General features: G+C 42.7%; 19 protein-coding genes and 1 pseudogene. 6 read left to right on the top strand and 14 right to left on the bottom strand.

Translation table 11 applies throughout. The annotated features are described in order from the left end of the window. Nucleotides 1-154 precede the first annotated feature (154 nt). The 13 genes and pseudogenes from V6C21_RS00770 to V6C21_RS00710 form a co-directional block, all read right to left on the bottom strand. On the bottom strand, nucleotides 155-997 hold the full coding sequence (locus tag V6C21_RS00770) for a carbohydrate ABC transporter permease (RefSeq protein ID WP_034839237.1): 843 nt from the start codon (nucleotides 995-997) through the stop codon (nucleotides 155-157). A gap of 13 nt (nucleotides 998-1,010) precedes the next feature. Beyond that, nucleotides 1,011-2,183: an ABC transporter permease subunit gene (locus tag V6C21_RS00765; RefSeq protein WP_479268090.1), complete on the bottom strand. Its 1,173-nt coding sequence runs from the start codon at nucleotides 2,181-2,183 to the stop codon at nucleotides 1,011-1,013. Continuing rightward, nucleotides 2,172-3,458 (bottom strand): annotated as a pseudogene (locus tag V6C21_RS00760) (sensor histidine kinase); the annotation flags it as partial. The gene V6C21_RS00765 and the pseudogene V6C21_RS00760, both read right to left, overlap by 12 nt. An 805-nt stretch (nucleotides 3,459-4,263) precedes the next feature. Continuing rightward, nucleotides 4,264-6,300 carry a carbohydrate-binding protein gene (locus V6C21_RS00755; protein ID WP_479268087.1) on the bottom strand — a complete coding sequence of 679 codons (2,037 nt, stop codon included), beginning with the start codon at nucleotides 6,298-6,300 and terminating at the stop codon, nucleotides 4,264-4,266. 544 nt (nucleotides 6,301-6,844) lie between these two features. Further along, complete coding sequence (locus tag V6C21_RS00750; protein WP_479268089.1) at nucleotides 6,845-7,210, bottom strand: flavin reductase; 366 nt, start codon at nucleotides 7,208-7,210, stop codon at nucleotides 6,845-6,847. A 728-nt stretch (nucleotides 7,211-7,938) separates the two neighbouring features. Further along, the gene (locus V6C21_RS00745; protein WP_034839221.1) at nucleotides 7,939-8,652 is read right to left on the bottom strand and encodes a MerR family transcriptional regulator; all 714 of its coding nucleotides are present in this window, start codon (nucleotides 8,650-8,652) and stop codon (nucleotides 7,939-7,941) included. Then, nucleotides 8,645-9,487 (bottom strand): Hsp33 family molecular chaperone HslO, encoded by an 843-nt coding sequence (locus tag V6C21_RS00740; protein WP_479268086.1) that lies wholly within the window; start codon nucleotides 9,485-9,487, stop codon nucleotides 8,645-8,647. The genes V6C21_RS00745 and V6C21_RS00740 overlap by 8 nt, the downstream gene beginning before the upstream one ends. Nucleotides 9,488-9,567: 80 nt before the next feature. Further along, entirely contained in the window at nucleotides 9,568-10,080 is a 513-nt protein-coding gene (locus tag V6C21_RS00735; RefSeq protein WP_479268085.1) for a macro domain-containing protein, read from the bottom strand. A gap of 211 nt (nucleotides 10,081-10,291) precedes the next feature. Beyond that, a complete protein-coding gene (locus V6C21_RS00730; protein ID WP_479268084.1) occupies nucleotides 10,292-11,014 on the bottom strand; it encodes a GltB/FmdC/FwdC-like GXGXG domain-containing protein in 723 nt (240 codons plus the stop codon). Then, nucleotides 11,011-12,243: an NAD(P)/FAD-dependent oxidoreductase gene (locus tag V6C21_RS00725; protein WP_479268083.1), complete on the bottom strand. Its 1,233-nt coding sequence runs from the start codon at nucleotides 12,241-12,243 to the stop codon at nucleotides 11,011-11,013. Before V6C21_RS00725 ends, V6C21_RS00730 begins: the two co-directional genes overlap by 4 nt. Before the next feature lie 5 nt (nucleotides 12,244-12,248). Further along, nucleotides 12,249-12,680 carry a 4Fe-4S dicluster domain-containing protein gene (locus V6C21_RS00720; RefSeq protein WP_034839213.1) on the bottom strand — a complete coding sequence of 144 codons (432 nt, stop codon included), beginning with the start codon at nucleotides 12,678-12,680 and terminating at the stop codon, nucleotides 12,249-12,251. Between the two features lie 3 nt (nucleotides 12,681-12,683). Then, the gene (locus V6C21_RS00715) at nucleotides 12,684-14,192 is read right to left on the bottom strand and encodes a glutamate synthase-related protein (protein ID WP_479268082.1); all 1,509 of its coding nucleotides are present in this window, start codon (nucleotides 14,190-14,192) and stop codon (nucleotides 12,684-12,686) included. Further along, nucleotides 14,192-15,286 carry a class II glutamine amidotransferase gene (locus V6C21_RS00710; protein WP_034839207.1) on the bottom strand — a complete coding sequence of 365 codons (1,095 nt, stop codon included), beginning with the start codon at nucleotides 15,284-15,286 and terminating at the stop codon, nucleotides 14,192-14,194. Before V6C21_RS00710 ends, V6C21_RS00715 begins: the two co-directional genes overlap by 1 nt. A gap of 1,137 nt (nucleotides 15,287-16,423) precedes the next feature. On the opposite strand from V6C21_RS00710, the gene V6C21_RS00705 reads away from it, so the two are divergent. The 4 genes from V6C21_RS00705 to V6C21_RS00690 all read left to right on the top strand — a co-directional run bounded on the left by V6C21_RS00705 (nucleotide 16,424) and on the right by V6C21_RS00690 (nucleotide 20,480). Next, nucleotides 16,424-17,737 carry an ABC transporter substrate-binding protein gene (locus tag V6C21_RS00705; RefSeq protein ID WP_479268081.1) on the top strand — a complete coding sequence of 438 codons (1,314 nt, stop codon included), beginning with the start codon at nucleotides 16,424-16,426 and terminating at the stop codon, nucleotides 17,735-17,737. A gap of 360 nt (nucleotides 17,738-18,097) precedes the next feature. After that, complete coding sequence (locus tag V6C21_RS00700) at nucleotides 18,098-18,745, top strand: carbohydrate ABC transporter permease (RefSeq protein WP_479268080.1); 648 nt, start codon at nucleotides 18,098-18,100, stop codon at nucleotides 18,743-18,745. After that, entirely contained in the window at nucleotides 18,742-19,584 is an 843-nt protein-coding gene (locus V6C21_RS00695; protein WP_479268079.1) for a carbohydrate ABC transporter permease, read from the top strand. Before V6C21_RS00700 ends, V6C21_RS00695 begins: the two co-directional genes overlap by 4 nt. 29 nt (nucleotides 19,585-19,613) lie before the next feature. Continuing rightward, nucleotides 19,614-20,480, top strand: a complete 867-nt coding sequence (locus V6C21_RS00690) for a ketose-bisphosphate aldolase (protein WP_479268078.1) — start codon at nucleotides 19,614-19,616, stop codon at nucleotides 20,478-20,480. Nucleotides 20,481-20,592: 112 nt separating this feature from the next. Here V6C21_RS00690 and V6C21_RS00685 read toward each other — a convergent pair whose 3' ends face one another. After that, the gene (locus V6C21_RS00685; protein WP_479268077.1) at nucleotides 20,593-21,372 is read right to left on the bottom strand and encodes a DeoR/GlpR family DNA-binding transcription regulator; all 780 of its coding nucleotides are present in this window, start codon (nucleotides 21,370-21,372) and stop codon (nucleotides 20,593-20,595) included. A gap of 153 nt (nucleotides 21,373-21,525) precedes the next feature. Here V6C21_RS00685 and V6C21_RS00680 point away from each other — a divergent pair, with 153 nt between their 5' ends. Both V6C21_RS00680 and V6C21_RS00675 read left to right on the top strand, forming a co-directional pair. Continuing rightward, on the top strand, nucleotides 21,526-22,389 hold the full coding sequence (locus V6C21_RS00680) for a class II fructose-bisphosphate aldolase (RefSeq protein WP_479268076.1): 864 nt from the start codon (nucleotides 21,526-21,528) through the stop codon (nucleotides 22,387-22,389). Nucleotides 22,390-22,409: 20 nt separating this feature from the next. Beyond that, nucleotides 22,410-23,726, top strand: coding sequence for an ADP-dependent glucokinase/phosphofructokinase (locus V6C21_RS00675; RefSeq protein WP_479268075.1), 1,317 nt, complete (start codon nucleotides 22,410-22,412; stop codon nucleotides 23,724-23,726). Nucleotides 23,727-23,792: the final 66 nt, after the last annotated feature.

Genomic DNA, 23,792 nt, shown 5'->3' with positions numbered 1-23,792 from the left:
TCGCCCTGATAGATATTCATTTATAATCCTTAACTTCCATTCGGCACTATGCGGTGATTTACCCATAAAAAATCCTCCTAAAGTAGTTTTGGATATTTCCATGGTCTACTTTAGGAGGATCATATCACCCGTTCATGGCTGTTTTATGTTTTATTTACCCCTTGACCGCACCGACAACGAAACTCTTTTGAACCTGACCGCTCAGCATGAAATACAAAATCAAAGTTGGGATTGTTGCAATCATCAGAGCTGCACCAATAGGTCCCCATTCCGTGAGGTACTGGCCGGCCATGGACTGAATACCTACCGTGAGTGTTTTTGCATTGTCTTTGCTGATGAAGGTAACTGCCATCATCAGTTCGTTCCACGACTGCAGGAACGTGAAGACTGCGCACGTTGCAATAGCTGGACGGAGCAGTGGAAGGATAATGCTGAAGAAGAGACGGTAGGTATTGCAACCGTCTATGCATGCGGATTCATCAAGTTCCCTTGGAATTCCGTCCAAAATGCCGGAAATAATCAAAATTCCCATCGGGATTGCAAAGCCGGTGTAAGGAATAATCAAAGACCAAATGGTGTTGATCAGCTTCAGGTTGCGCATGACAACGAATACGGGAAGCAATGCGGCGTGAATCGGAATCATCATGCCCACGAGCAAAATAGACATGGCAACCTTGCTCAGCTTCCAACGCATCCGCTGCATGGCGAACGTTGCCATGGTGGAAGCAAGAATTGTAAACAGAATGGTCAATGCTGTAACGACGAAACTGTTAAAAAGGTAGATACCCACATTTCCGTTCAGCAGGGCATTCGAATAGTTACCCCAGCGATAAACTTTGGGCAGGCCGATAATATTACCGCCGAATATTTCCGTGTTGTTTTTCAGCGAGAATGTAAATAGCCAGTAAATCGGGAATAAGCATAGAATAGCCCAAATTATCAGACAGATATAGAGTATGATTTTTCCAATGCAGATAGGAATATTTTTATTTTTCATAGCTGCGACACCTCTAATCCTTTTGCAATGCTTTGAATATCTTGCGGACTACGAATGTGAACAGAGCACATTCCGCGATGATAAACACAGCCATTGCACTGCCGTAGCCGTACTGATATCCCATGAAAATTGTGCGGACCATTAATGTACTTGGAACCTCGCTTGCCTGTGCCGGTCCTCCATTAGTTAAAACATACACAAGGTCAAATACTTTCAGTGAACCGATAACTGAGAAAATCACGCTGACTTCCAGCATTGGCAGAATCATCGGGATCGTAATACGTAGAGCGATTTTTGCTCTGCTTGCGCCATCGATCCTCGCAGCCTCAAAAATCTCAGGGTTAATCGATTTAATTGCGGCGTAAAGCAAAAGCATATGATATCCAGTGTATTGCCATAATATCGGAATAAAAGTAGCGACTAATGCGGTCTTCTGGTCGCCAAGCCAACCATGTGCCCAGCTTGAGAGACCGATGCTCCGAAGAAAAGTGTTCAGAAGGCCGTAATCCGGATGATAAATTTTCATCCACAGTTGGCCGATTACCACGGTAGACAAAACAACAGGAACGAAATAAACATTGCGGAAGAAGTTTTCACCCTTCACGCCGTTGGCTAAGATGATTGCCAGCAACAGAGATATCGGTATTTGAATGAATACAGAAGCAAGTAAAAAGAGAAATGAGTTTATAACAGATTTCGGAAAATTATCAACATTTCCGACGAACAGCTTCTTATAGTTTTGAAAGCCAATAAACGTTCCACTTCCCATGCCGTCCCAGTTCAATGTGCTGTAGTATAAGGACATTAGGACAGGCATCGTAATAATTGTACCTTTGTTTTTCGAGCTTTTTATTGTGTAAGAGCTATCGTTTTCATAATAAATTCGGATACGTTCAAGCGTTTCCCACAGTCCGAAACCGCTTTCCTTAATGTCGCGGTTTTGAAAGGCTTTGATGACATCGTCGGGCATACCAATTCCGTTATCCTCTACTGAGAAAATGATTTGGTCGCCGTCGCCTTTAACACGAACCCAAATTTCTCCCGGTTCACCTTTCGGCCGAATACCGTGGTAGATAGAATTTTCAACTAACGGCTGCAAAATCAGTTTCAGCGTCTTATACTTCAGAACGCTTTCATCAATGTCGAATTTCGCTGTGAATATATCGCCGTAGCGAAGCCGTTGCAATAATAGGTAATCTCGGGTAATGTCAATCTCGTCCTTGATAGAGATGATTTCACCGCCTTTGCTCAGGCTTTTTCGGTAAAATTCTCCCAAAGCTTCGAGGGCGTCATATAGCTCCGCGTTTTTTCCTGCGAGGGAGAGATACGCCATTGCGTCAAGAGTGTTATAAAGAAAATGAGGCTTGATTTGTGCCTGTAGAATGTTCAGTTCAAGTTTCCGTTTGGCTCTTTGGTCGTTGATGATCTTATTCAGAAGTTCTTGAATCTTGGTAATCATCAAGTTGTAGCCGTCTTTTAACTGCCCGATTTCATCTGCGCCGGTGTTCATGTGCACGGTAACGAAGTTGCCTTTCTGTACGCCTCGCATCGACTCGAGCAGTTTGTGTATCGGGATGGTGATTAGGCGTGAGAAGATCATGATACATCCCAACAGAAGTATGATATTGAGAAAAATAATGATGAACGTGATACGCTGGTAAAGGGCAAGCTCTTTATCGATTTCTTCCATTGGGATTCCCATGATTATTTTCCATTTTGGGTAATCGAGTGTGATTGAAGAGTAGATAAACCGTTTACCACCGGATTTCAGAATGAGTGGGTCATCGTGATTTTTTTCACTATTTTGCAAAATAGCCGCTACATTCTCCGTGGAAATTTTTTCGTTGCTGATTATGTATTTGTTTGATTCATCCAAAAGGATCACGGTGCTTCCATATTTCTTAACAATTTCATGGTAACTTTCTTCCAATGCCGAATTGGAAATATTCATGAGAAGAATTCCGATCGGGCGCTGTGAAACGGTGCCGTTGATTAGCCGGACCATTGAAACGCTGCTTTCTTTGTTTTCGGCAGAGAAAATATTGTTGGCATGCAGACGAAACAGGCTGGCACCGTTAAGATCCACAACCTCGTTGTACCACGGTGCTTCCGTAATCCTTGAAATTTTAAGGGTATAGTTCATTCCTCTGCCGGCTCCATAACAGTGCCCGTAGTTATCAAAAACATAGATGGATTCAATCGATGGCATTGTATTAATCAGTAGGGTCAAGCTGGTTCTCATTCTATTTTCTGCCACAAAAGTATCTTCATTTTGCCCGTTGCTCAGAATTGTCTGAACATCATTGTTCGATAGGATAACTCGTGAGTTATAATCGACGTTTTCCAGAAGGTTAGTTATGTTTGATTTCAGAGAGTACAAAGTTTGCATAGAAAGTTCGCCGCTTTTCTGAATGGAAAAACGGTAGTTTAGATTGTAATAAACAACCCATGAAAGAAACATTGAGAGTAAGAACACGAAAAGATATAAAATTGACAACTTCGTTGAGATTCGAAAGTTCATGTATGCGTTTTTGAGGCGGTTCAACACTTTTTTCATATCAGCAACATCTCTCGCACAACAATTTTCTGTTGTTCGACATGGTTTCGATATGGTATGATTAAAACTCATAATGGCTTGGTTGTCAAGATAAAAATCAAGCGGCAAGACAGTAATAACCCTGTTTGCCATTGAGCAATACTATAAAATCAGAAAGCGGCATCCCAGTAAAATGGGGTAGTAATTCTCCACCGAGTTCTGATAGCCAAAGATAGAGTGCAGCCTAAACGCTAAACTATGTAAATTTCAAATCTACAGCACTTTCAGGTGCTTTTGACTTTCCGCGCCTTAGTCGTACCAGACATATTCTCCGTTGATTATATTATATTACTTTTCCGGAGTCTTGTCTGTATAAAAAACTACATTATCAAAATACAACTTTTGTAATCGGTGCCATATTTAAATATGTAAAACCTTTTGACTACATAATATGTACGTATTTCCCTTAGTTCGTCTCACCAAAATAAAAGTGTCCGCCCATTTATTTGGGCGGACACTCTGCTTTTTATGGTCTTTATTCATGTTATCGGAGGAATTCATGCTACAACTTTAAAAATCGCAGTCTGGTTCCTATTAGTTTGATTGCACGTTATTTATCTCAATTTCTACATATTCCGGATAAATAACTGCGCGGTTAAGGTAGAAGTTGACGTTGAACCGGCGTTAATAACACTAAAATCCGGGTACAAGGTTAAGCATGCAGGCTACCTTACTTAACAAACTTCCAATAGTCCATGTTAAATAGGTTTGCCCCGCCATTGCCTTCAAAAATCATATATAGATTATGAACACCTGTTACTTTGCTGATGTTGCAGGATAAAAGTTTCCATGTATTTTCACTTCCGGTTGAACCTAAGTCAAGCGCGCCAATGATTTGACCCTTGGAACTGTCGATGCGCAAGACAATTCTTCCGCCGACTGATGAGGCAATATTTGCCGCAAATGTCGACGCGCCGTCGCCAAAATCTACATTAGATACAGCAATCCAGTCTCCATTATGAATATTTGTAACCTGTTGATTGGACGCATCACCAGAGCAACCCGGGGCGGAACATGATTTTGTTGTAATACCATACTGCCACGCAATCGTTTCAGCTTCCACCCCATTATATGGATTAATATTCGAAATCTGGGATACTCCTTTCATATCCGCGCTAACTAATTTCATATTGCCGCTGCTGTCGTATTCAACTTTGTTAATATGAGGCGAGCGATACCCTTTGGTAATGCCAAGAGCCTTGCCAAGTGTCTGCGCGTGATAAGCAATATACCATTGATTATTGAAGTTGAAAATAGCATGATGATTATTTCCGCCAACTCCAAAGTAGTTGTACGGATTCTGAAGGACTGTCCCAACATATCTGAAACCGGTCATTGGATTACTACTTTCCATATAAGCGATTACGCCCATTGCAGGCGCTCCATTTGAATGATCTCCTCCAAAATTTGTGCAATAGGAATAATAGTATTTTCCATTATATTTGTGGATACCAGAATCCTCAAACATAAATGGAGCATCAATTGTCACTGCGCTGCCAGTGACGCTGATCATATCAGATCCCAGTTTAATTACCCTTGCTGTTCTGGGATTAGCATAATCAGCCTGTGACGATCCTGGTATTCCGCCACCAAAATAGAGATACCCTGTTCCATCGTCATCAACTAATACTGCCGGGTCAAACAACCAGGTGACATCACTGCACCCAGCAGTGCTTCTTGTAATTAATGGCCTCCCAAGAGGGTCTGTCCAAGGCCCGGTTGGCGAACTTGCTGTTAACACGCCAATGCTTGAAGCATTATTTGCAAAATATAAGAAAAACTTATCGACGCCGTTAATCTTCTTGCAGGCTACAGTCGGAGCCCATGAGTTGCTTGCCCATTTTGCCGCACCGTTTGGGCCTGCAACTGGAATCTCACCTTCATCCGTCCAATTGACCATATCAGATGAAGAGATTACTGATATGGTTTTTATGTTTGAGTAGTCATTATCGATAATGTTGCCATTGCTGTCATACTCATAAGCGTCACTCGACATATAAAGATACACTTTGCCATTGTAAACAAGGGCATATGGGTCAGCACCATATTTGTAATCAATAAGTGGGTTGGAATACCCCACCTTTTTTGCCACGGGGTCTGATACAGTGATTGTATCATCAATAGGGCTGCTACTTGATGAACTTGATGAGCTTGATGAGCTTGAACCTGATGGTTCAGTACCCCACACAAGTGTTCCGTTCAGATATGCTGTTACTTTTGTCCAATCGATATATGACGTGGCTGTTGGATTGAACGAATAGTCATTAGTCTGTGTATAATTGCTCCAGTCATTATTTGAGAAGCGAACCTGAATCTCTATGTAAGCGCCAGCTTCAAGTTTTCCCGCACCGCTTGTGAAGCCTATTGTAAGATATGTGTCAGCCTCGGCGACCGGAGTTGAAAGAGTGCCGAATGTGCCAGTGACATTGTTGCTGCCAACCGTTGACCAATCACACCAGAAGTTCTGGGGTTGCGTACCGTCTTTTGTGTAATAATAACGCAGAGTTACTTTAGAAAGGTCAATCGCTGAACTGCCCTTATTGATAAGTTTGATATGTGGCATTATACCGTTTATTGTAGCTGCTGTGTTGCTGTTGTACATCTGTACCTCAAGATCGTTGTTAGTAGCTCCGGCAGTCATAGGAATAATGAAGGTAACGCTAACTAATAGTAACGTTAAAACCATACACAAAAAACTCTTTTTCATACATATTCCTCCTCACGACCTAACTTTCTGCGCAATGTATGTCCACCTTTGGGACTGTCAAACTCAAGTTTAGAATACGTTCTCGCTTCTGCGGGTATTCATAAGTATAACCGCGACATAAACATCACCCCAATTCAACAAAATTAACTTTTCTGTACTCGATACGAAGACGCCGGTTCAACATTCTTCAAACTCTTCTAAACTTGAGTTTTTCGGCACTTGATACATTAAGGCCAAGAGAAGCTGGCTGCATATTGATAACGGAAATATTTTCCATCCGTTTATATATTATATATAACATTTCTTGTGAAGTCAATGAATTTTTTGGTTATTTCGTCGAGTTATCATTACTATCGTTTTAATAATGTGAATTTGCGGCCCGTAAACATGCTGATTTGCCTCCTTGATACTTTGTCTGAAGCTGAGGCTCTTTTTTATTAAACTTTTTAAGTTTTTGTATACAAAAAATGTCCGCCCTTTTATTTGGGCGGACATTAATAAATCAGCAGAATAAATTAACACCCATAAACGGCAGATATTTAGATTATTTTAATTGTTCACCATCCTTGAAGGCATGGCCCACTGTCTCCCCTAACTTAATATATGTGTGATGTACTGTGTCATAAGTGATGGCTTCCAGTTTTGAAGGATCAATAAGTCCATCTTCTCCCAGAATGCTTTCATCTGCACTTACGTTTACAATCTCACCAACAACACGATATTCTCCAAATTCCTCTTCCATGCTCAACAGTTTACATTCCAAAGCCAGCGGAAGTTCATTGATTATGGGCGCGTTTACAAACTCACTTTTGGTAGTAGTAAAGCCTGCCTTCTCCATTTTATTTGCTTCCTTTTTAGCAGAAACAATTCCTACGTAATCACAAGCGACAACATGGCTCGAGCGGTTCAGATTGATGTCTTGAACTATTTTGAAAACTATCTGTTTGCGGAAACATATCTACGAACTTTCGACAATTTCTTCAAAAACCATCTGTTATCGGAAACATATCCACCGCATTTTAGCATAAATTTAAATCTTCAAGGAAATTCTCCTACTGTTCCATGATGTTTCTATATAGCTGATTATCAACATATAAAGTACCCATTATATAATCTATAACCAACCTTTGGGCATTATTTGTAAATCATCTTATTTATACTTGATTTTTTTAATCCTGTATTTAATAGTGTTTTTATATTAAATCCTGATTTTCCGTAGCTTAATCTATACCAATAGTAGTTTATATATTCAATTATTCCGAATAAAAATAACCCAATAGCAATAATCAAATCTTTATTGCTGCTTTTAATGATAGGTATTATCATACTTAGCGCCACTAATAAAATCATATTTAACTTTCTTAGAAATCTAAGGAATTTTATAGCCTTAGGACCAAAGCTTTCTTTTTTTATTATCAATATATATCTATAAAACTAATAAATACTTCCTTGTAATAATATAAGAATAAGATATGAAAATGCTATGAAACTAGCCATTCCAATATTTAATGATCTATATACAAATATAAATGTACATAGAGCTGCAAATTCACCTCTTTTAACTTGTCGGTAGTTGGAAACATATCGACGGCACCTTAAGCACTATCTGTAGATGTGAACATATCCACTAAGCTTTACTTATTTCATTAACTCCATTAGATATTTGTATAGATCATCAGTAAGTCCATATCTAAGCTGGGAATTATCCAAAGAAGCATGAAATGAGAATATGGAATTCTTAAGTTTCTCATCTTCACCTATTGACTTGTTCATAAAATCTTTCCAGTAATTAATGCATTCAATTGCATTTAAATCTGTATTAGGCAATTTGTTCTTGTAACAATAATTAAGTTTTGAAATGAATTCCAGCCATTCTGTTGCTCCTTCTGATTCTGCTTTATCTCTTTCTAAGTTATTTTTTATTTTATCTAACTGTTCTTTAGTAATGTATTTGTCTGCTGAGGAATTAATAAATGGGACGATTGCTTTAAAATCATCTAATGAGATATTCTTATTATCTTTAAGCTCCTGTTTTAGTTTTAGTAGCTTACTGAAAAGTAACTGCTTCTGGGCAATTTCCTCTTGAACTTTTGAAATTTGGATCTCAACGAATTTTCGAATATCTATATATCTATCATGAATCAGATCCTTTATCTCATCAAGGTTAAATCCCATGTCTTTCAAAGAAATTATTTGATATAATGTTGTAACACTCTGTATGTCATATAATCTATGCCCTGTTTCAGTAATCTTAGATGGTTTTAATAAACCGACTTCATCATAATAATGTAGAGTTCTGACAGTTATACCTGTCATACTTGCTAATTCCCCAATCTTAAGAAATCTATCCATTTTGTTCACTTTCCTTCATTTTTACAATCATTTCTAAATCATTTGTTCTAAATATATACCTCTTACCACATATACCACATTCCAGTTCTTCATTTTTTCCAACTTTAATTGATTTTTTTAGCTCATCGGTTTCAACAGACATTAGGATACCAAAAAACATCTCTTTTGAACAATTGCATTCACTTTGCACGATATATTCATCTACTACTGTTGCATATGGGAAAACCTTCAAGGGCAGTTCTGCCCATTGCTCTGTAACTATATATTTCTTTGCACTGTCGATACCATCCATTACAAATTTTAAATTATCAATATTGTAAAAAGGCAGTGGTTGTATCAAACAACCTCTTGCAATTCCGTTTTCAATCCATGTTCGAAAAATTGTTTTTGTCTGCTCACTTTTAAAATAGAAATATGAAAAGCACGAATCTATTGAAGCAGACTTTAATTCTACCGTTCCAGTAAACATTCCTCCTGTCCAACTCCCTCTTGTAATAGAGAGAGATGTCCCTTCTCCGACTAAATCGGCAAAATCACCATTAAAAGAAGCTAGTCGGGAAGAAAAAATACAATTAACATTGCCTCTTCCATCTACATCACAGTAAGCCGTATACCCAGCTGGTTTAAACCGAATACTTACATTTATACGCTGATCGATTTCGGTTAAAAAGCCACGTAATAGACAACAATCTATAAATATGTTCGTATAAAGCTGTCTTGCAAAATCTGTTTTCATATCTCTTAAATTGCTACGCTCCAGAATATTCGTTGCATCAACAATAAAAAGTCTTATTTCCTTATCTTTTGTTAATAATTTCACTAAATTCTTCTTCATAATCATTACCTCCATGCACGCATTATATAACATAACGTAACGTGAGGTTCAAGTGCCTTTTTATTAAATTCTTATATAATTTAAGAAACCACAGTATGCAGTACATATTTTGCGGGAAGATTATATCCCGGCGTTATCTTTGCCTGTCCGGGTGGTTCCTCATGCCCCTGCGCCTGCATGATCTCATTCATCTTCAGGCGAAGCTCCACCCCGGCATAAGTATGAATACAGTTGTCGATACAAAGGTGCATCGGTTGGAAACATCCGAGCATCTGGCTGTTACAGGCATTTACTATAGCATCGCATTTCAAAGTAGTGATATCACCCTGCCAAATGAAAAGGCGGTTATCCGCTTTTGTCGGTTGGAGCGTTGTCACATCTATGATTCCACGCTCTGCATTACGTTCTGACAAGTATTCATCCTGCAATTTAAGAAATTCGTCTGATACCGGCCGGGGTGGTCGAACATTCATTAACGAGCGAAGAAGGATTCTTTGCCCTTCCGCATCCTCCGGTATCTGTGTCCCGTGGTACGGTGTCTGCTCCCGCAAAAGGTATTTTATAAGCCATATACGCCGTTCATCCTGTGTCATTGCAATACCCTCCGCTAATTTTAGATTCGCCGCAACATACCACATTCTTAATCTGCAAAAACCGCGCTCCGTTGGCAGGTATATACCAATACTCATGATATCATATATCAAAATAAATACAAGTATTCGGTTTAGACTAAGTACGTTTGCCATAGCATAGTTAAGGTTTATAAAAAGAGCAGCCTGTTGGCTGCTCTTCTGATTTTTGTAATCAATAAAAGGTATATAAAGATTTATACGGATTTTTTGAGTTAGGTGTCAAGACGAAAAACGGCTTGGAAAGGACCTCCTCCTTGCTCACGGAAAAATGGCCGCAGAATTCATCCAAATAGCCGTCAATCGCAGCCATATCTTCTTCTGTGGCCGGTTTTGCCTCCACCTGCTTCGGCAAGTCTTCCGGAAGTGTTTCTGTCCGCAGGTACATTCTTCCGCCGTGCATTCCTGTTCCGCACATACTGCCCACCGGGACTTTCTTGTTTGAATTCAGCCCCAGTACAATAATCGTACCGCCCGCTTGGTATTCGCCAAGAAAGCTGCCCGCTTCGCCACCGATAACAAGCAGTGGCTGCTGCTCTTTGTACGCCTTCATATGAATTCCGGCACGATACCCAGCGTTACCCTTTACAAAAATCTTCCCGCCGCGCATGGCATACCCGGTTGCATCCCCGCTCGAACCGTGGATGACAATTTCGCCGTCGTTCATAGTGTCACCAGTTGCGTCCTGCGCGTTACCTTTCACAGTGATGGAGCCGCCGTCCAGGTAACAACCGAGGTCGTTGCCCGGCACGCCGTTGATGGTTATGTTTTTTCCGCTCATGCCCGCGCCAATGTAGCGCTGCCCTTCGCAATTGTCGATGACAATCTCCTGCTCAACAGCGGCACGTATCTCATCATTCAGGATTTTAAAATGTTTCCCGTCTGCGTTGATCCTCATTTTTTGACACCTCCCAGCATCAAAGCCCGTTCCGAGGCAGCGAACGCCATTAACTGCGGGCGCTCCCGAATTAGGTCAAAATCCACTGTATCAAGCGGCGTTTTTTCGCGAATCAGAGAGGTGTAAATCCCCGCTCTGGCAATTTCTCCGATTAAAATAAAGCCCTTCAGCAGATTGCCTTTGGTAATCAATTTTTTATAAGTGTTTTCGGTACGGGTGACATAGGTCTTGCCCTCATAGCTGCCGGCAGTAATAACGTGCAGGCCGAAAAATCCGATGGCGTTCATTGGAATCGCCTTGTCGTAAAGCTTTTCACCGCCCGCCATGTTGATACCGGCGGTTTCGCCCTGCATATAGGCGTTCGGCCAGAGTGCCAGCACACGGTACTGGCCATCCGTTATGTCATAACTTTCGCTGCAGTCCCCCGCCGCGTAAACACCATCCAGATTGGTTCTGCAATGCTTGTCAGAAACAATACCACGGTTCACTTTGCACCCAATTTCCGCCGCAAGGGCAGTGTTCGGGCGAACCCCTACCGCAAGTACAAGAACGTCAAAATCCAAGGTCTTGCCATTTGCCAGTTCTGCTTTATTTGCGGTAAACCTTACAACGCTGGTTCCCAAATGAAAAGTGATCCCCTGCTTTTCAATATGCCTCTGCACCATATAGGCGCCTTCTTCGTCGAGAATACTGGACAGGATGCGGGGCGCAAGATCGACCACCGTAATTGCTCCGGCTTTCCCGCGGATGCCCTCGGCGCATTTCAAACCGATTAATCCCGCACCCACGATTAATACATGACTTTGCGGGCCGATGGCCTCTTCTAGCGCCCTTGCGTCGTCCAGCTTCATAAAGGTGAACTTTTTCGAAACGGTGTCCAGTCCTTCAATCGGTGGCACAAATGGGGAGGAACCCGTTGCGAAAAGCAATTTATCAAAAGGAATGCTGCTGCCGTTATTCAGCAGCACCTTTTTTGCCTCGTAATATACCTTTTCAGCGGTAACCCCGAGAAGGGGGGTCACCATATTCTTCTTGTAAAAGTCATCCGGACGATATTTCATTTTCTGTTCGTCCGTTTTGCCGTAAAGTAAATAGGAAATCAGTGGACGGGAATAAACATGGTACGGCTCGTTGGAAATTACCGTAATATTCCCCGTTTTGTCGACGGAGCGGATTCCCTCAACGCAGCCAACCGCCGCGGCGGAATTGCCGATAATCACATAGTTCATTTTGTTCACCTCTCCTCAAATACAATTGCGCGGTTCGGGCAGCCCTTCACGCAGGCCGGCTCACCAAAGGAATTGTTTATGCACAGCTCGCATTTCTGCACCACGTTGCCGGTCGGCCCCGGCATGATTGCGCCGTACGGGCAGACGAGAATGCAGGTGTAACAGCCCACACATTTTTCCTGATCGACGAAAATTACACCGTCCTGCACGCTGAGCGCGCCGGTAATGCAGCTTTTCACACAGAGAGGTTCCTCGCAGTGGCGGCAATTCACGGCAAAGTTGATATTGTCGCCTTCCTCAACCTGAATCCGGGGATAAATAGGCACATCTTTTAATGCTTTGACCATATCGTCGCAGCCAGAATTTGCAAAAGCACAGTTGTATTCGCAAAGATGGCACCCAAGGCACCATTTTTCATTCACATAAACACGTTTCATCAATTATTCCCCCGCATGCTTGATGCCCAAAATCTGAAGTTCTTTTTCAGTCAATCCGATTCCTCGCAACATCAGGCGGTTGCCCCTAAGCGCTTCAATCGAGTCGATTCCCATACCGCCCATCATTTCCATTATTTCATGCTTCCATGCCGAAACTAGGTTGACCAGGCGTCTGTATCCGATTTCTGGGTTCAGCCGTTTGACAAGGTCTGGGCGTTGGGTCGCAATACCCCAGTTGCATTTTCCGCTCTGGCAGGTGCGGCACAGGTGGCAGCCGAGCGCCAGCAGCGCCGAGGTACCGATGTAAACCGCGTCAGCTCCAAGAGCAATAGCTTTGACAATATCAGCCGAATTGCGTATTGTGCCGCCAACCACAATGGAAACGTTGTTGCGGATATGCTCTTGACGGAGGCGTTCGTCTACTGCCGCGAGTGCAAGCTCAATGGGGATACCGACGTTGTCGCGAATACGGGTCGGAGCTGCGCCGGTACCCCCGCGGTAGCCGTCGATGGCAATGATATCAGCGCCGCTGCGGGCAATACCACTGGCAATGGCCGCTACATTGTGCACAGCCGCAATCTTTACAATGATTGGCTTTTTATAAGCGGTAGCTTCTTTAAGGGAATAAACAAGCTGGCGGAGGTCTTCAATTGAATAAATATCGTGATGCGGCGCAGGCGAAATTGCATCAGAGCCCTCAGGAATCATTCTGGTACGGGAAATATCACCAACAATCTTCTCTCCGGGCAGGTGGCCGCCGATACCCGGTTTTGCACCCTGGCCGATCTTAATTTCAATTGCCGCACCGGCTTCCAGATAGTCCTTATGTACGCCGAAACGCCCAGATGCAACCTGAACGATGGTATGAGAGCCGTACTTGTAAAAATCCTCATGCAGGCCGCCCTCACCTGTGTTGTAATATATACCCAGCTCCTGTGCCGCACGGGCAAGACTTTCATGCGCGTTGTAGCTGATGGAGCCATAGCTCATGGCCGAAAACATAATAGGAACGGAAAGTTCCAGATTAGGGTACGGGTTGTCGGTCTTGAGGCTGCCGTCCGCATTGCGCTCCAGCTTATCGGGGCGTTTGCCCAAGAACGTGCGGGTTTCCATTGGTTCGCGCAGCGGGTCTATGGAGGGGTTGGTCACCTGCGAAGCATTGATAAGGATTTTATCCCAGTAAATTGGATAGGGCTGAGGATTTCCCATGGAGGAAAGGAGCACGCCGCCCGTTCCCGCCTGACGGAAAATTTCGCTGATAGCCTCATTCGTCCAGTTTGCGTTAATTTTAAAGGTATCATTGTTCTTTACAATTTTCAGCGCGTGGGTCGGGCATAGTGCCACGCAGCGATGGCAGTTTACGCATTTGCTGTCGTCACTCTTCATGACCTTTAGGTCCGGGTCATAGGAATGCACTTCGTTTGCGCACTGGCGTTCGCATACACGGCAGGCAATACACCGCTGCTGATTGCGAACCACTTCGTAATCAGGCGATAAGTAATCGATGACCATTAAACATTCACCCCCTCGTTCAAAGTAACAACAATTGGTTCCCCGCCCTGCGGGGCCCAGAATCGCTCGATGTTCGGTTCAACCGCCCGAATTGCACATTCTTCACTGGCTACATAGAACATATCGCCCTTTTCCCCGGCAACCATGGAGCGCAGCTTCAAGCGGTCGTTCAGCGCCATCAGCCCACCGGTAAACCCGAGCAGAATGGAAAACGGCCCGGTAACCAACAGGCTGGAGAACACATTACGCAGGTAGGTCAGTTTTTTCTGCTGTTCCGGTGGCATACGGTCAATTTCGCTCCAGAACGGTGCAGCAATGACCTGTGCCACCTCCTCAAGGCTTAAGCGCTGCTTGCGGTTGAGAAAATCTATGATATAGGTTATGACTTCCGTGTCGGTCAGCAGCACGCATTTGTAGCCGAACATTTCAATGAATCGGCGATTCGCGTCATAAGAGGATATTTCCCCGTTATGTACAATGGAATAATCCAGCAGGGAAAACGGATGCGCCCCGCCCCACCAGCCGGGCGTATTGGTTGGATAGCGGCCGTGCGCCGTCCAGCAGTAACCTTCGTAATTTTCCAGGCAATAATATCGGCCAACATCTTCTGGAAAACCAACAGCCTTGAACACACCCATATTTTTGCCGCTGGAAAAAACATACGCGCCTTTAATCTCCGTATTCACCTTTGTGACAAACCGTGCGACAAATTCTTTTTCGTCCAGTCGTGCGTCTTTTAGAAGCTTTTCAAAGGGCAAGCCAAAATAGCGCCATATCATTGGTTCATCTGTAATTTCTGGTATCCTTCTAGTTGGAATTTTTTCCGCTATGTTAACGTCGAAATTTGCTTTAATGACCTCTTCACATTCTTCCTTGGCACGGACGCTGTCATAAAATACATGAAACGCATAGAGATCCTTGTTGCGGGGGTAAATGCCGTAAGCCGCAAAACCGCCCCCAAGGCCATTGCTTCTGTCATGCATGGTCGAAATTGATTTGATAATGGATTCCCCGTTAAACTTTTTTCCGCTACGCGAAAAAACACCGGATATCGCACAACCCGAAGGGATACGAAATTCGCCCTCATTTTGCATAATTCAATTATCCTCCCTGCATAATATGGTAATGTATGTCTTATTTTCTTTATTTTTCTATTACCCTGTTTTTTATCTATAGAAATCTGATTTAACTTTTGAAAGTTAGTTTGTGTTTCTTTATAGTATATTTTTTTAAGTGCTCTGTCAATACTTTTTGAATAAATTTTTGCATATAATTTAATGGTATCTTGCACTTTTAAGAAATTTTACGGCATATAGCGAACATTTAAACTTGTTATTGCATAAATTATTATTAAATCATGCAAATTGGTATTGACATTCATTTGCGGTTATCTTATAATAGTTACATCACAGCAAAGGCGCTGTAGGGAAACCTGCAGCGCCTTTTTCTTTTATTTTTTTGAATTTCTGTGCAAGGAGTGATTTTCAATGAGCAATGTCCCTGCAATTTTCGGAAGCTTAGTATTCAATAAGACCGTCATGACCCTTTTGCTCGGTAGGCGTTACCCGCTACTTTTTTAGCAAAAGGGATTGTTTTCTTCTATATCAAGATATCGCTAGATTGTTCAACACGCAAAGCGTGTAGTCGTGCCATATATAATAGAAAATTCCGGACGGCTTTTAAGAACCGTCCGGAATTTTTTAATACCTTCCATGATATTTCCTAAGGAAACAGTAAGTCTGCTTTTGTTGAGTTAATTTGCGTAAATGCTCATTAAGCGGGCATAAAAAAACACAAAAACATATATTTTTGAGTAAATTACACATTTTCTCTTGACATCACGAAATTTTAATTTATAATAAAGGTAGAAGCTGCATAAAGAAAATTTGAACAAGTCTGCTTTTGTTAAGTAAATTGGTTAAATTGCACATTATTCTTGACATTGTGAATCGATAATTTATAATATAGGCATAAGGCACAAAAATTAATGTCGGAAAATTGAATATTATTGATATATATTTATATTGAGTCGTGAAATTTTTTTACAGGAAGATGTAACGGCATTACTTTTTTACCCTAAAGTTGTACCCATATGTCTGAATCTTCTGCTTAAATTATAAAAAAGGAGGAAAAGGAAGAAAAGCAAAAACATAGAGAGCAGAAGAGTCAGAGGCATTTTAATTTAATATTTATATATGTTATTTGTGTGTTATATATGGGAGGGAAAAAGTATGAAATTTAGCTCTAATGCTAAAAAAGGCTTGGCTGTAGCAATAGCTACGTTAATGACACTTAGTTTTTCCGCATGTTCCAGTGGTAGAAATTCATCAGCGACTGAATCATCAAGTACCTCATCATCATCAATCAGTAATGTGACACTTGAGTTCCAGCAGTGGTGGGAAGAAGAACTCCCAGATGGTGCACTGAAAGGCATTTGCGAAGATTTTACAAAGCAAACGGGAATTAATATTAAGCTTTTGAGCAACCCGTATGCTGACACCAAGACACAGATTGCCGCAGGTGCCGCTGCAAAAACGATGGCTGATGTTGTCGGTCTCGATGGCTCTTGGGTTTACGATTTTGCAAAGCAGGGGTCAATTGCAAACTTGACAGAGCTGATGAAGCAGGACAATTACGACGACAGCCAGCTTGCAACGCAGATTAAAGTTGAAGGAAACACCTACATGATTCCGGTTGTCAATTTTGCATACCCCATGTATGTAAACCTTGACCTTCTGAAATCCGCCGGCATCAATGAACTTCCGAAAACATGGACAGAGTTCAAAAACGCCTGCATTGCCGTAAAGAAGAAGAATCCGCAAGTTTCCGGATGGATTATTGAACTTTCCGACAATTCCCCGAGTGGTATCCAGAACTGCCTGATGAGTTGGCTGTGGGCTTCAGGCGGCAACATGTTGAAAGACGGAAAGCCAAACCTGACTGGCAATGAAAAAATGGTCAAAATGGTTGAGTTTGTTAAATCCCTGTTCGATGCTGGTGTTGTCGCTTCCGGTGCAACTTCCATGACCGAAGCGGATATGACGGAGAATTTCATCAATGGACGTGTTGCTTTTATGACTGACTCCCTTGCCCACTTGGTTACAATTAAGAAAGAAAACCCGAACCTGAACTTCACAGTTATGGGCGTACCCAAGATGGATGATTACACAGGCCAGAGCGGCATGGACGTTGCAAACTGGGGCATCGGTATTGCATCCAACTCTAAGTACCAGAAAGAAGCCATGAAATTCATTGAATATCTTATGAGCCCAGAAGTAAATGCAAAACTTGCTGTTTACGCGAATGCTTTCCCCGGCAGCACAAAAGCAAACCCCGACTATTCACAAGCAGATGAACTGTTCAGAACCGCCTATTCAATATACAAAGAAGGCTATGGCATCAACGAGTTCACTGGAATTCCGACTTCAGAAGAGCTTATGAGATCCTACAGCAAGCAGTTCCAGCTTTATTTGAACGGCAAAATCAAAACCGCAGAAGAAATGCTTTCTAATATCCAGAACGAATGGAACAAAGCCTTTAGCTAACCGTTAGTTTTACGATTGCAACAAAAAGGGCGGCGCTGTAAACTTGTCGCGCTGCCCTTTTTGAGAAAGAGAGCGATTCAGATGGCAGAAGTAAATATATTTTCCCCACGCGATGGGAGTAAAAGATGGCGAGTGCTGCAAAAAAAAAGCGAGCCCTATTTATACATATTACCAACAGTTATCCTTATCATTCTCTTACTAATCGTACCGATCGGGTTAGTTATTTGTTATTCCTTTTTTAATAATGTTATCATAGAAGATTCTCCGAAATTCGTTGGATTTTCCAATTACGTTGCGATATTAACTGATAGTGAGTTCACAAACGCAATTAAAAACACACTTTACTTTGTGTGCGTAAGTGTGGTAGCACACCTGATTCTTGGTTTGCTTTTTGCGATGCTCCTGAATACTTCCTATCTTAAAGCACGAACAAAAGCAATCTTCCGTGTAATATACGTTCTTCCATGGATGTTTACTGCCTCAGTTATCGCCATACTTTGGAAGCTGATGCTTAACCCGCACGGCATTGTCAATTATATACTGCAGCTTTTCGCAGGGAGCGGCATTGGCCAGATTGAATGGCTCAGCTCCATAGACCTTGCACTTCCTGCCGTTACGCTAATCAATATTTGGGCAGGCTACCCTTTCTACATGATCAGTATTCTTGCCGGTCTGCAAGGTATTTCAAACGACCTATATGAGGCTGTTTCGCTTGACGGTGCAAATGCACCGCAGGCCTTCTTCCTGATTACGATTCCCCAGCTCAAGCCCATCTTAGTCAGCCTAATTATGCTGGACTTTGTCTGGACGATTCAGCAGTTCGCTCTAATCTGGATGACAACGGCAGGTGGGCCGGTTAATGCGACTAACACGTTGAGTACTTATATTTATAAGCAAGCTTTCAGCCGTTTCCAGTATTCAATGTCATCAGCCAGCTCCGTCATCGTACTGATTATCTGCACAATTATTGCTGTCTTTTATGTCAGGCATCAGAAAGCGAGTGATTGAATTTGATCACAAAGAAAAAATTATATGTCAAGGTTATCATTATAATTCTGCTGATGCTAGGCGCACTATTCGCGGGTTTTCCGATTCTATGGATGGTTGTATGTTCTTTCAAGCCGAACCCCGAAATTTTCGCATGGCCACCGAGTTTGATTCCTAAAGTTTTCACCGTGGACGCATACCGGCAAATTCTCAATAACCCTGAGAAGATTAGATTTTTCCTAAATAGTTACTTCATATCCTTAGTTGTTGTTGCTCTTACGCTTATTTTAGGCATCTTGACAGGATATAGCTTCAGCCGATTTGATTTCAAAGGCAAAAAAATTATAAACACAGTCATTATCAGCGTTCAAGCCATTCCACCTATTACGCTGCTAATCCCTTACCTAAGCCTAATCGTTAGCTTCAATATTTACAACACCTACTTGGCACTGATATTGACATATTTGTTGCTAACACTGCCCTACGCTATACTCATGATGACAGGCTATTTCAACACGATACCGAGAGAGCTTGATGAGGCTGTTATGATTGATGGCGGGACACGGTCCAGAGCCCTTTGGAAGATTCTTGTGCCAACCGCAGTGCCTGGTATTGTCTCGGTTGGAATATATACATTCATGCAGGCATGGAATGAATATCTTTTTGCCCTAACCCTTACAAAAACAAACGATAAGCGAACCGTACCTATTGGAATCAGCTTGCTGATGGGGCAGCATTCCTATGAGTGGAGCCAGATGATGGCAATGAGTGTTCTCGGCTCATTACCTGTACTGATTCTTTTCCTGTTCTTCCAGCGTTATTTCATCGCAGGCATGACAGCAGGATCCGTTAAGAATTAATTCGACTAAATTTTTTGGGGGTATTTCAAATGTTAATGAATATGAAAAGCATCCTGGCGGTAGCCAACGAGCATAATTTTGCTGTGCCAGCATTCAATATCAGCGATTATTCCATGCTTAACGGTGTGCTTGATGCTTGCGAAGAGATGAAAGCGCCGGTTATTATCGCGATTCATCCCGATGAACTGAAATTTATCGGCGTTGAAGTGGTCAAGTCAATTGTGGAAAAGGCTCATAAAGCAACTGTCCCGGTCTGCATTCATCTCGATCATGGTGCAACATTCGAACAGGTTGTGCTCGCGATTCAAAACGGCTTTACTTCCGTTATGATTGACGGCTCCTCTCTGCCCTTTGAACAAAATGTTGCCATTTGCAAAAAGGTTGTCGAAATCGCCCATGCCGTTGACGTTTCCGTCGAAGGTGAATTAGGCACGATCGGAACAACGGATTCCCATGCAGAGGCCGGCGCAAATCAGATTATTTACACCGATCCGGACCTGGCGGTAAAATTCGTGAAAGAAACCGGCGTCGATACCCTTGCCATAGCAATCGGCACCTCTCACGGCCTGTATCCAAAGGGCATGAAACCGAAGCTCAGGATTGACTTGCTCAAGGTTATCAAGGAAAAGGTTGCCATTCCGCTCGTCCTCCATGGCGGTTCCAACAACCCGGATGAAGAAATCAGCCATGCCGTTGTCTCTGGAATCAACAAGATTAACATTTCAAGCGACATCAAAGCTGCTTATTTCAATAAGATGCGTGAAGTGCTCAAAGACGAAAGCCTGAGAGAGCCGAACGTCATCGAGCCGCCTTGCATCGCTGCCATGAAGGAAGTCGTCAATCAGAAACTTGAGATCTTCCACGCTGTTGGAAAGGCTACCCTCTACAGCATTTAAAATAAAAATCGGCACCGTATTTTACAATGCGGTGCCGAAGTATTGTATTCAGTAATGAATAAACAACCGATCCCATTACTCGGAGTCAGATACCAAAGTTGCTTTCATCACTTCAGACTAGCTTCACATTGCAGTCGTGATTAACCATGCTGCACAGAAACTCGGAATCAACATTTTTATTGGTTACGATGGTGTGAAAATCCGATGCATCGGCAATACGGATAACGCCGGGGCGCGTTATCTTCGAGGAATCCGCCAACAGGACAGTTTCCTTACATGTTTTGACGATGTATTGCTTAATCTCCACATCTTCCATTTCGGTATCAGTAACCCAGAAATCCGTTCCTACTCCGTGGCAAGAGACAAACGCTTTGGTGGGCTCAAAAAGTTGCAGGCTGTTCGTCGCGAGAAAACGTCCGACCGAGCATGTCTCATAACTGAGAAATCCGCCCAGAGAAAATACCTTCCAGTTTTGGTTGTGCAGGATTGAAAATCTTGTCAGAAGAGGAATCGAATTGGTGATGAAAGTCAGCTTGTAATATTTCGGTATATAGTCAATGAGATGTTCGACGGTTGTGCTGTTATCAAGGAAAATGGTGTCATAGTCCTCCACGAGGGAAGCAGCATACCGGCAAAGCGCCTGCTTTTCGTGCTGAAATGCAGTCCTGCGGTTGTTGAGCGGAGTAAAGAAGCCAAAGGCTGCCTTGTGTTCCATCGAAATGGCCCCGCCATGTGTCTTGATTAGCAGGCCCCGATTTGAGAGCAAGTTCAAGTCACGTCTGACTGTCTCCCGTGAAATGTTCAAGAGTTTCATTAATTCTGTAGTTGAAATTTCTCCTCTGGTCTCAAGTAATTCCAGTATTTTTTGATGTCTCTGCGACGAACCTCTCATTGTAATAATCCTCTCAATAATTTATGGCTGCAAACCATGTTTCGCCCTTACGGTGATACACTGTCTGCGGCATATTTAAGATTATTTTGGATTATAGCATAAACAAAATCATAACGCAAGCCGGAGCTCCGGATGCGCGTAAGGAGAATGAATATGATACTGACAAATTTAGTGCCAATGAAACAAATCCTTGCAATCGCCGAAGAAAAGAAAATAGCAATCGGCGCTTTTGAGTTCTGGTCTTATGAGGTTGCGCGTGCAATCATACATGCAGCGGAAAAAGCCGATATCCCAGTAATTCTTCAATGCGGTATGTTAGAAATCAACCGTATGGGCGGCTTTGAAGGTGCAATGGAAACTGCTTACCGTGCGTCGAGGAATTCCACGGTCCCTGTTGCTCTGCATCTTGACCATGCAACGAGTTTTGAAGACTGCAACAGCGCAATCAATGCCGGTTTTACCTCTGTCATGATTGACGGTTCCGGACTTCCCCTTGAAGATAATATAGCAGTGACGAAAAGAGTGGTACTGCGTGCCCATGCTGCAGGTGTGACAGTAGAAGGTGAAATCGGTCGGCTGGCCGGTGAAGAAGATGAAATTGATTCACCGGAAGCAGCTCAAACAGACCCCTCTGAAGCGCTGAAATTTGTCCGCGCTACCGGAGTTGATGCTCTGGCAGTTTCAATCGGTACACAGCATGGCCAGTATACCTTTCAGCCCCATCTCAACATTGAACGCCTCGACCGAATCCGTGAAATGGTGAATCTTCCTATCGTTCTGCACGGCGGAAGCGGCACTCCCCTCGCACAGGTACAAGACGCAATCCGCCATGGCATCCGCAAGGTAAACATCTGCACGGACATTCAAGTTGCAATGGGGGAAACTTATGTAAAAACGATACATACGCCGGGGTTCAAATATTCCTGCCAGAACCTTTGGGGGCCTTCTGAACAAGCTGCAATGGATGTGGTATTGGAAAAAATCAGGGCTTTTGCTTTGATAGATCTTGCAAAATAAACGATTGTGGAGTGAGTGCCATGAAAACAGAGGAAAAATATATTGCAGCTTTTGAAGGGCTCGACATGGCAATCCGACGTCATGTGGAACAGAAACGCTACCCGGCCATGGGATATACCACTAACTTTGATCTGATATGCGATTTCCAAGTAGAGAAGCTCAACGGCCTAATCGCGAAGCTGTTACCGAAACTAAAATTATCAGAGCTCAAACCTGCCGCTCTCATTAAAACGACAGGAGAGTTACTTTGCACTATCGCCTATTTCTGCGTGAATGGAATCGGCGGCGAAGTAGACCTGAACGACCCAAGCTTAATGAATGGGATTTTTGATTTGCGGCCCGCCATCGGAGGCACCGCTGCACAGGCAGCAATGGCCCTTGCAGCGGTAGGCATGCCGTCTGTCATTCATATAACCGACGACTCAAAGGAAGTCTGTGAAATTCTGAATTCTCCCCTGATTTATACTGTATCGGATGACGGTCAACTAGTTCACACGGACGTAATCAAACAGAAACATGAGCAGGAAGTTCACTATATCATCCAGTTCCGCAAGGGAGATGTGGTCCGCTTTGCCGACTGTGAAGTTCCGATTCCCGTCTCCAACCGCCTCATTCTCACAAAGGTTACGGTAAACGAAATTGTTCCGTTTTCGGCGCCGTATTTCTCCTATATTGAGGACCATGCTGAAGAATTTGGGAGTAATGTGCTTTCGAGTTTCAACTGCCTGAAAAGAAAAGAGGAGCTTGAAAAACACATCGAAATCATCAAGAAGCATTTAGAAAAATATAGGATTAATAACCCAAAAGGTATTGTATTTTTTGAAGATGCACATTATCATAGCAATGAGATCAAACAATTTTGCATGGAAGCAATATACCCGTCCGTTGATATTGTCAGCCTCAACGAAGAAGAACTCAAGAGCACCTTAGCTTTATATGGTATACCAATTGATCTGAACGATATTCTCTCTTGCGTTGAAGGAATGGCAACAATTCAAAAAAAATTCCACATAAAAAAAGGTGTTATTGTCCATACCAAAGATTATTCGATCTATGCAGGTGATAAAATCAAGGGATGCGACATTGAAACCGGACTGATTTACGGCAACCTGCTGGCTACCGTTAAAGCTTCTGGCGGCTCGTATGGGACGAGAGAAAAGATTGCGGAGATTCTCAAACTCCCCTTAAGCGAAAAAGGAAAAGAGTTTCAATCGATGCTTAAAAGAAGCAAGTATGCCGAAAAGGCTGTCCTCGTCCCATCTAAGTATATAGACAAGCCCAAATTCACGATTGGGCTAGGAGATTCTTTTGTTGCTGGCCTGCAGATTTGCTTTTAGTTTTCTGCTCAATCGTAGATAGGGCTTAATTAGACGTGTGCGAGTCACCGCAATTGCAATATAAAG

The sequence above is a fragment of the [Clostridium] cellulosi genome, from assembly GCF_036762875.1.
Taxonomy (GTDB): Bacteria; Bacillota; Clostridia; order Oscillospirales; family Ethanoligenentaceae; genus Ruminiclostridium_D; species Ruminiclostridium_D cellulosi.
Note: the sequence above shows the minus strand (reverse complement) of the source record. Positions and strands in the feature narration are given on the sequence as shown.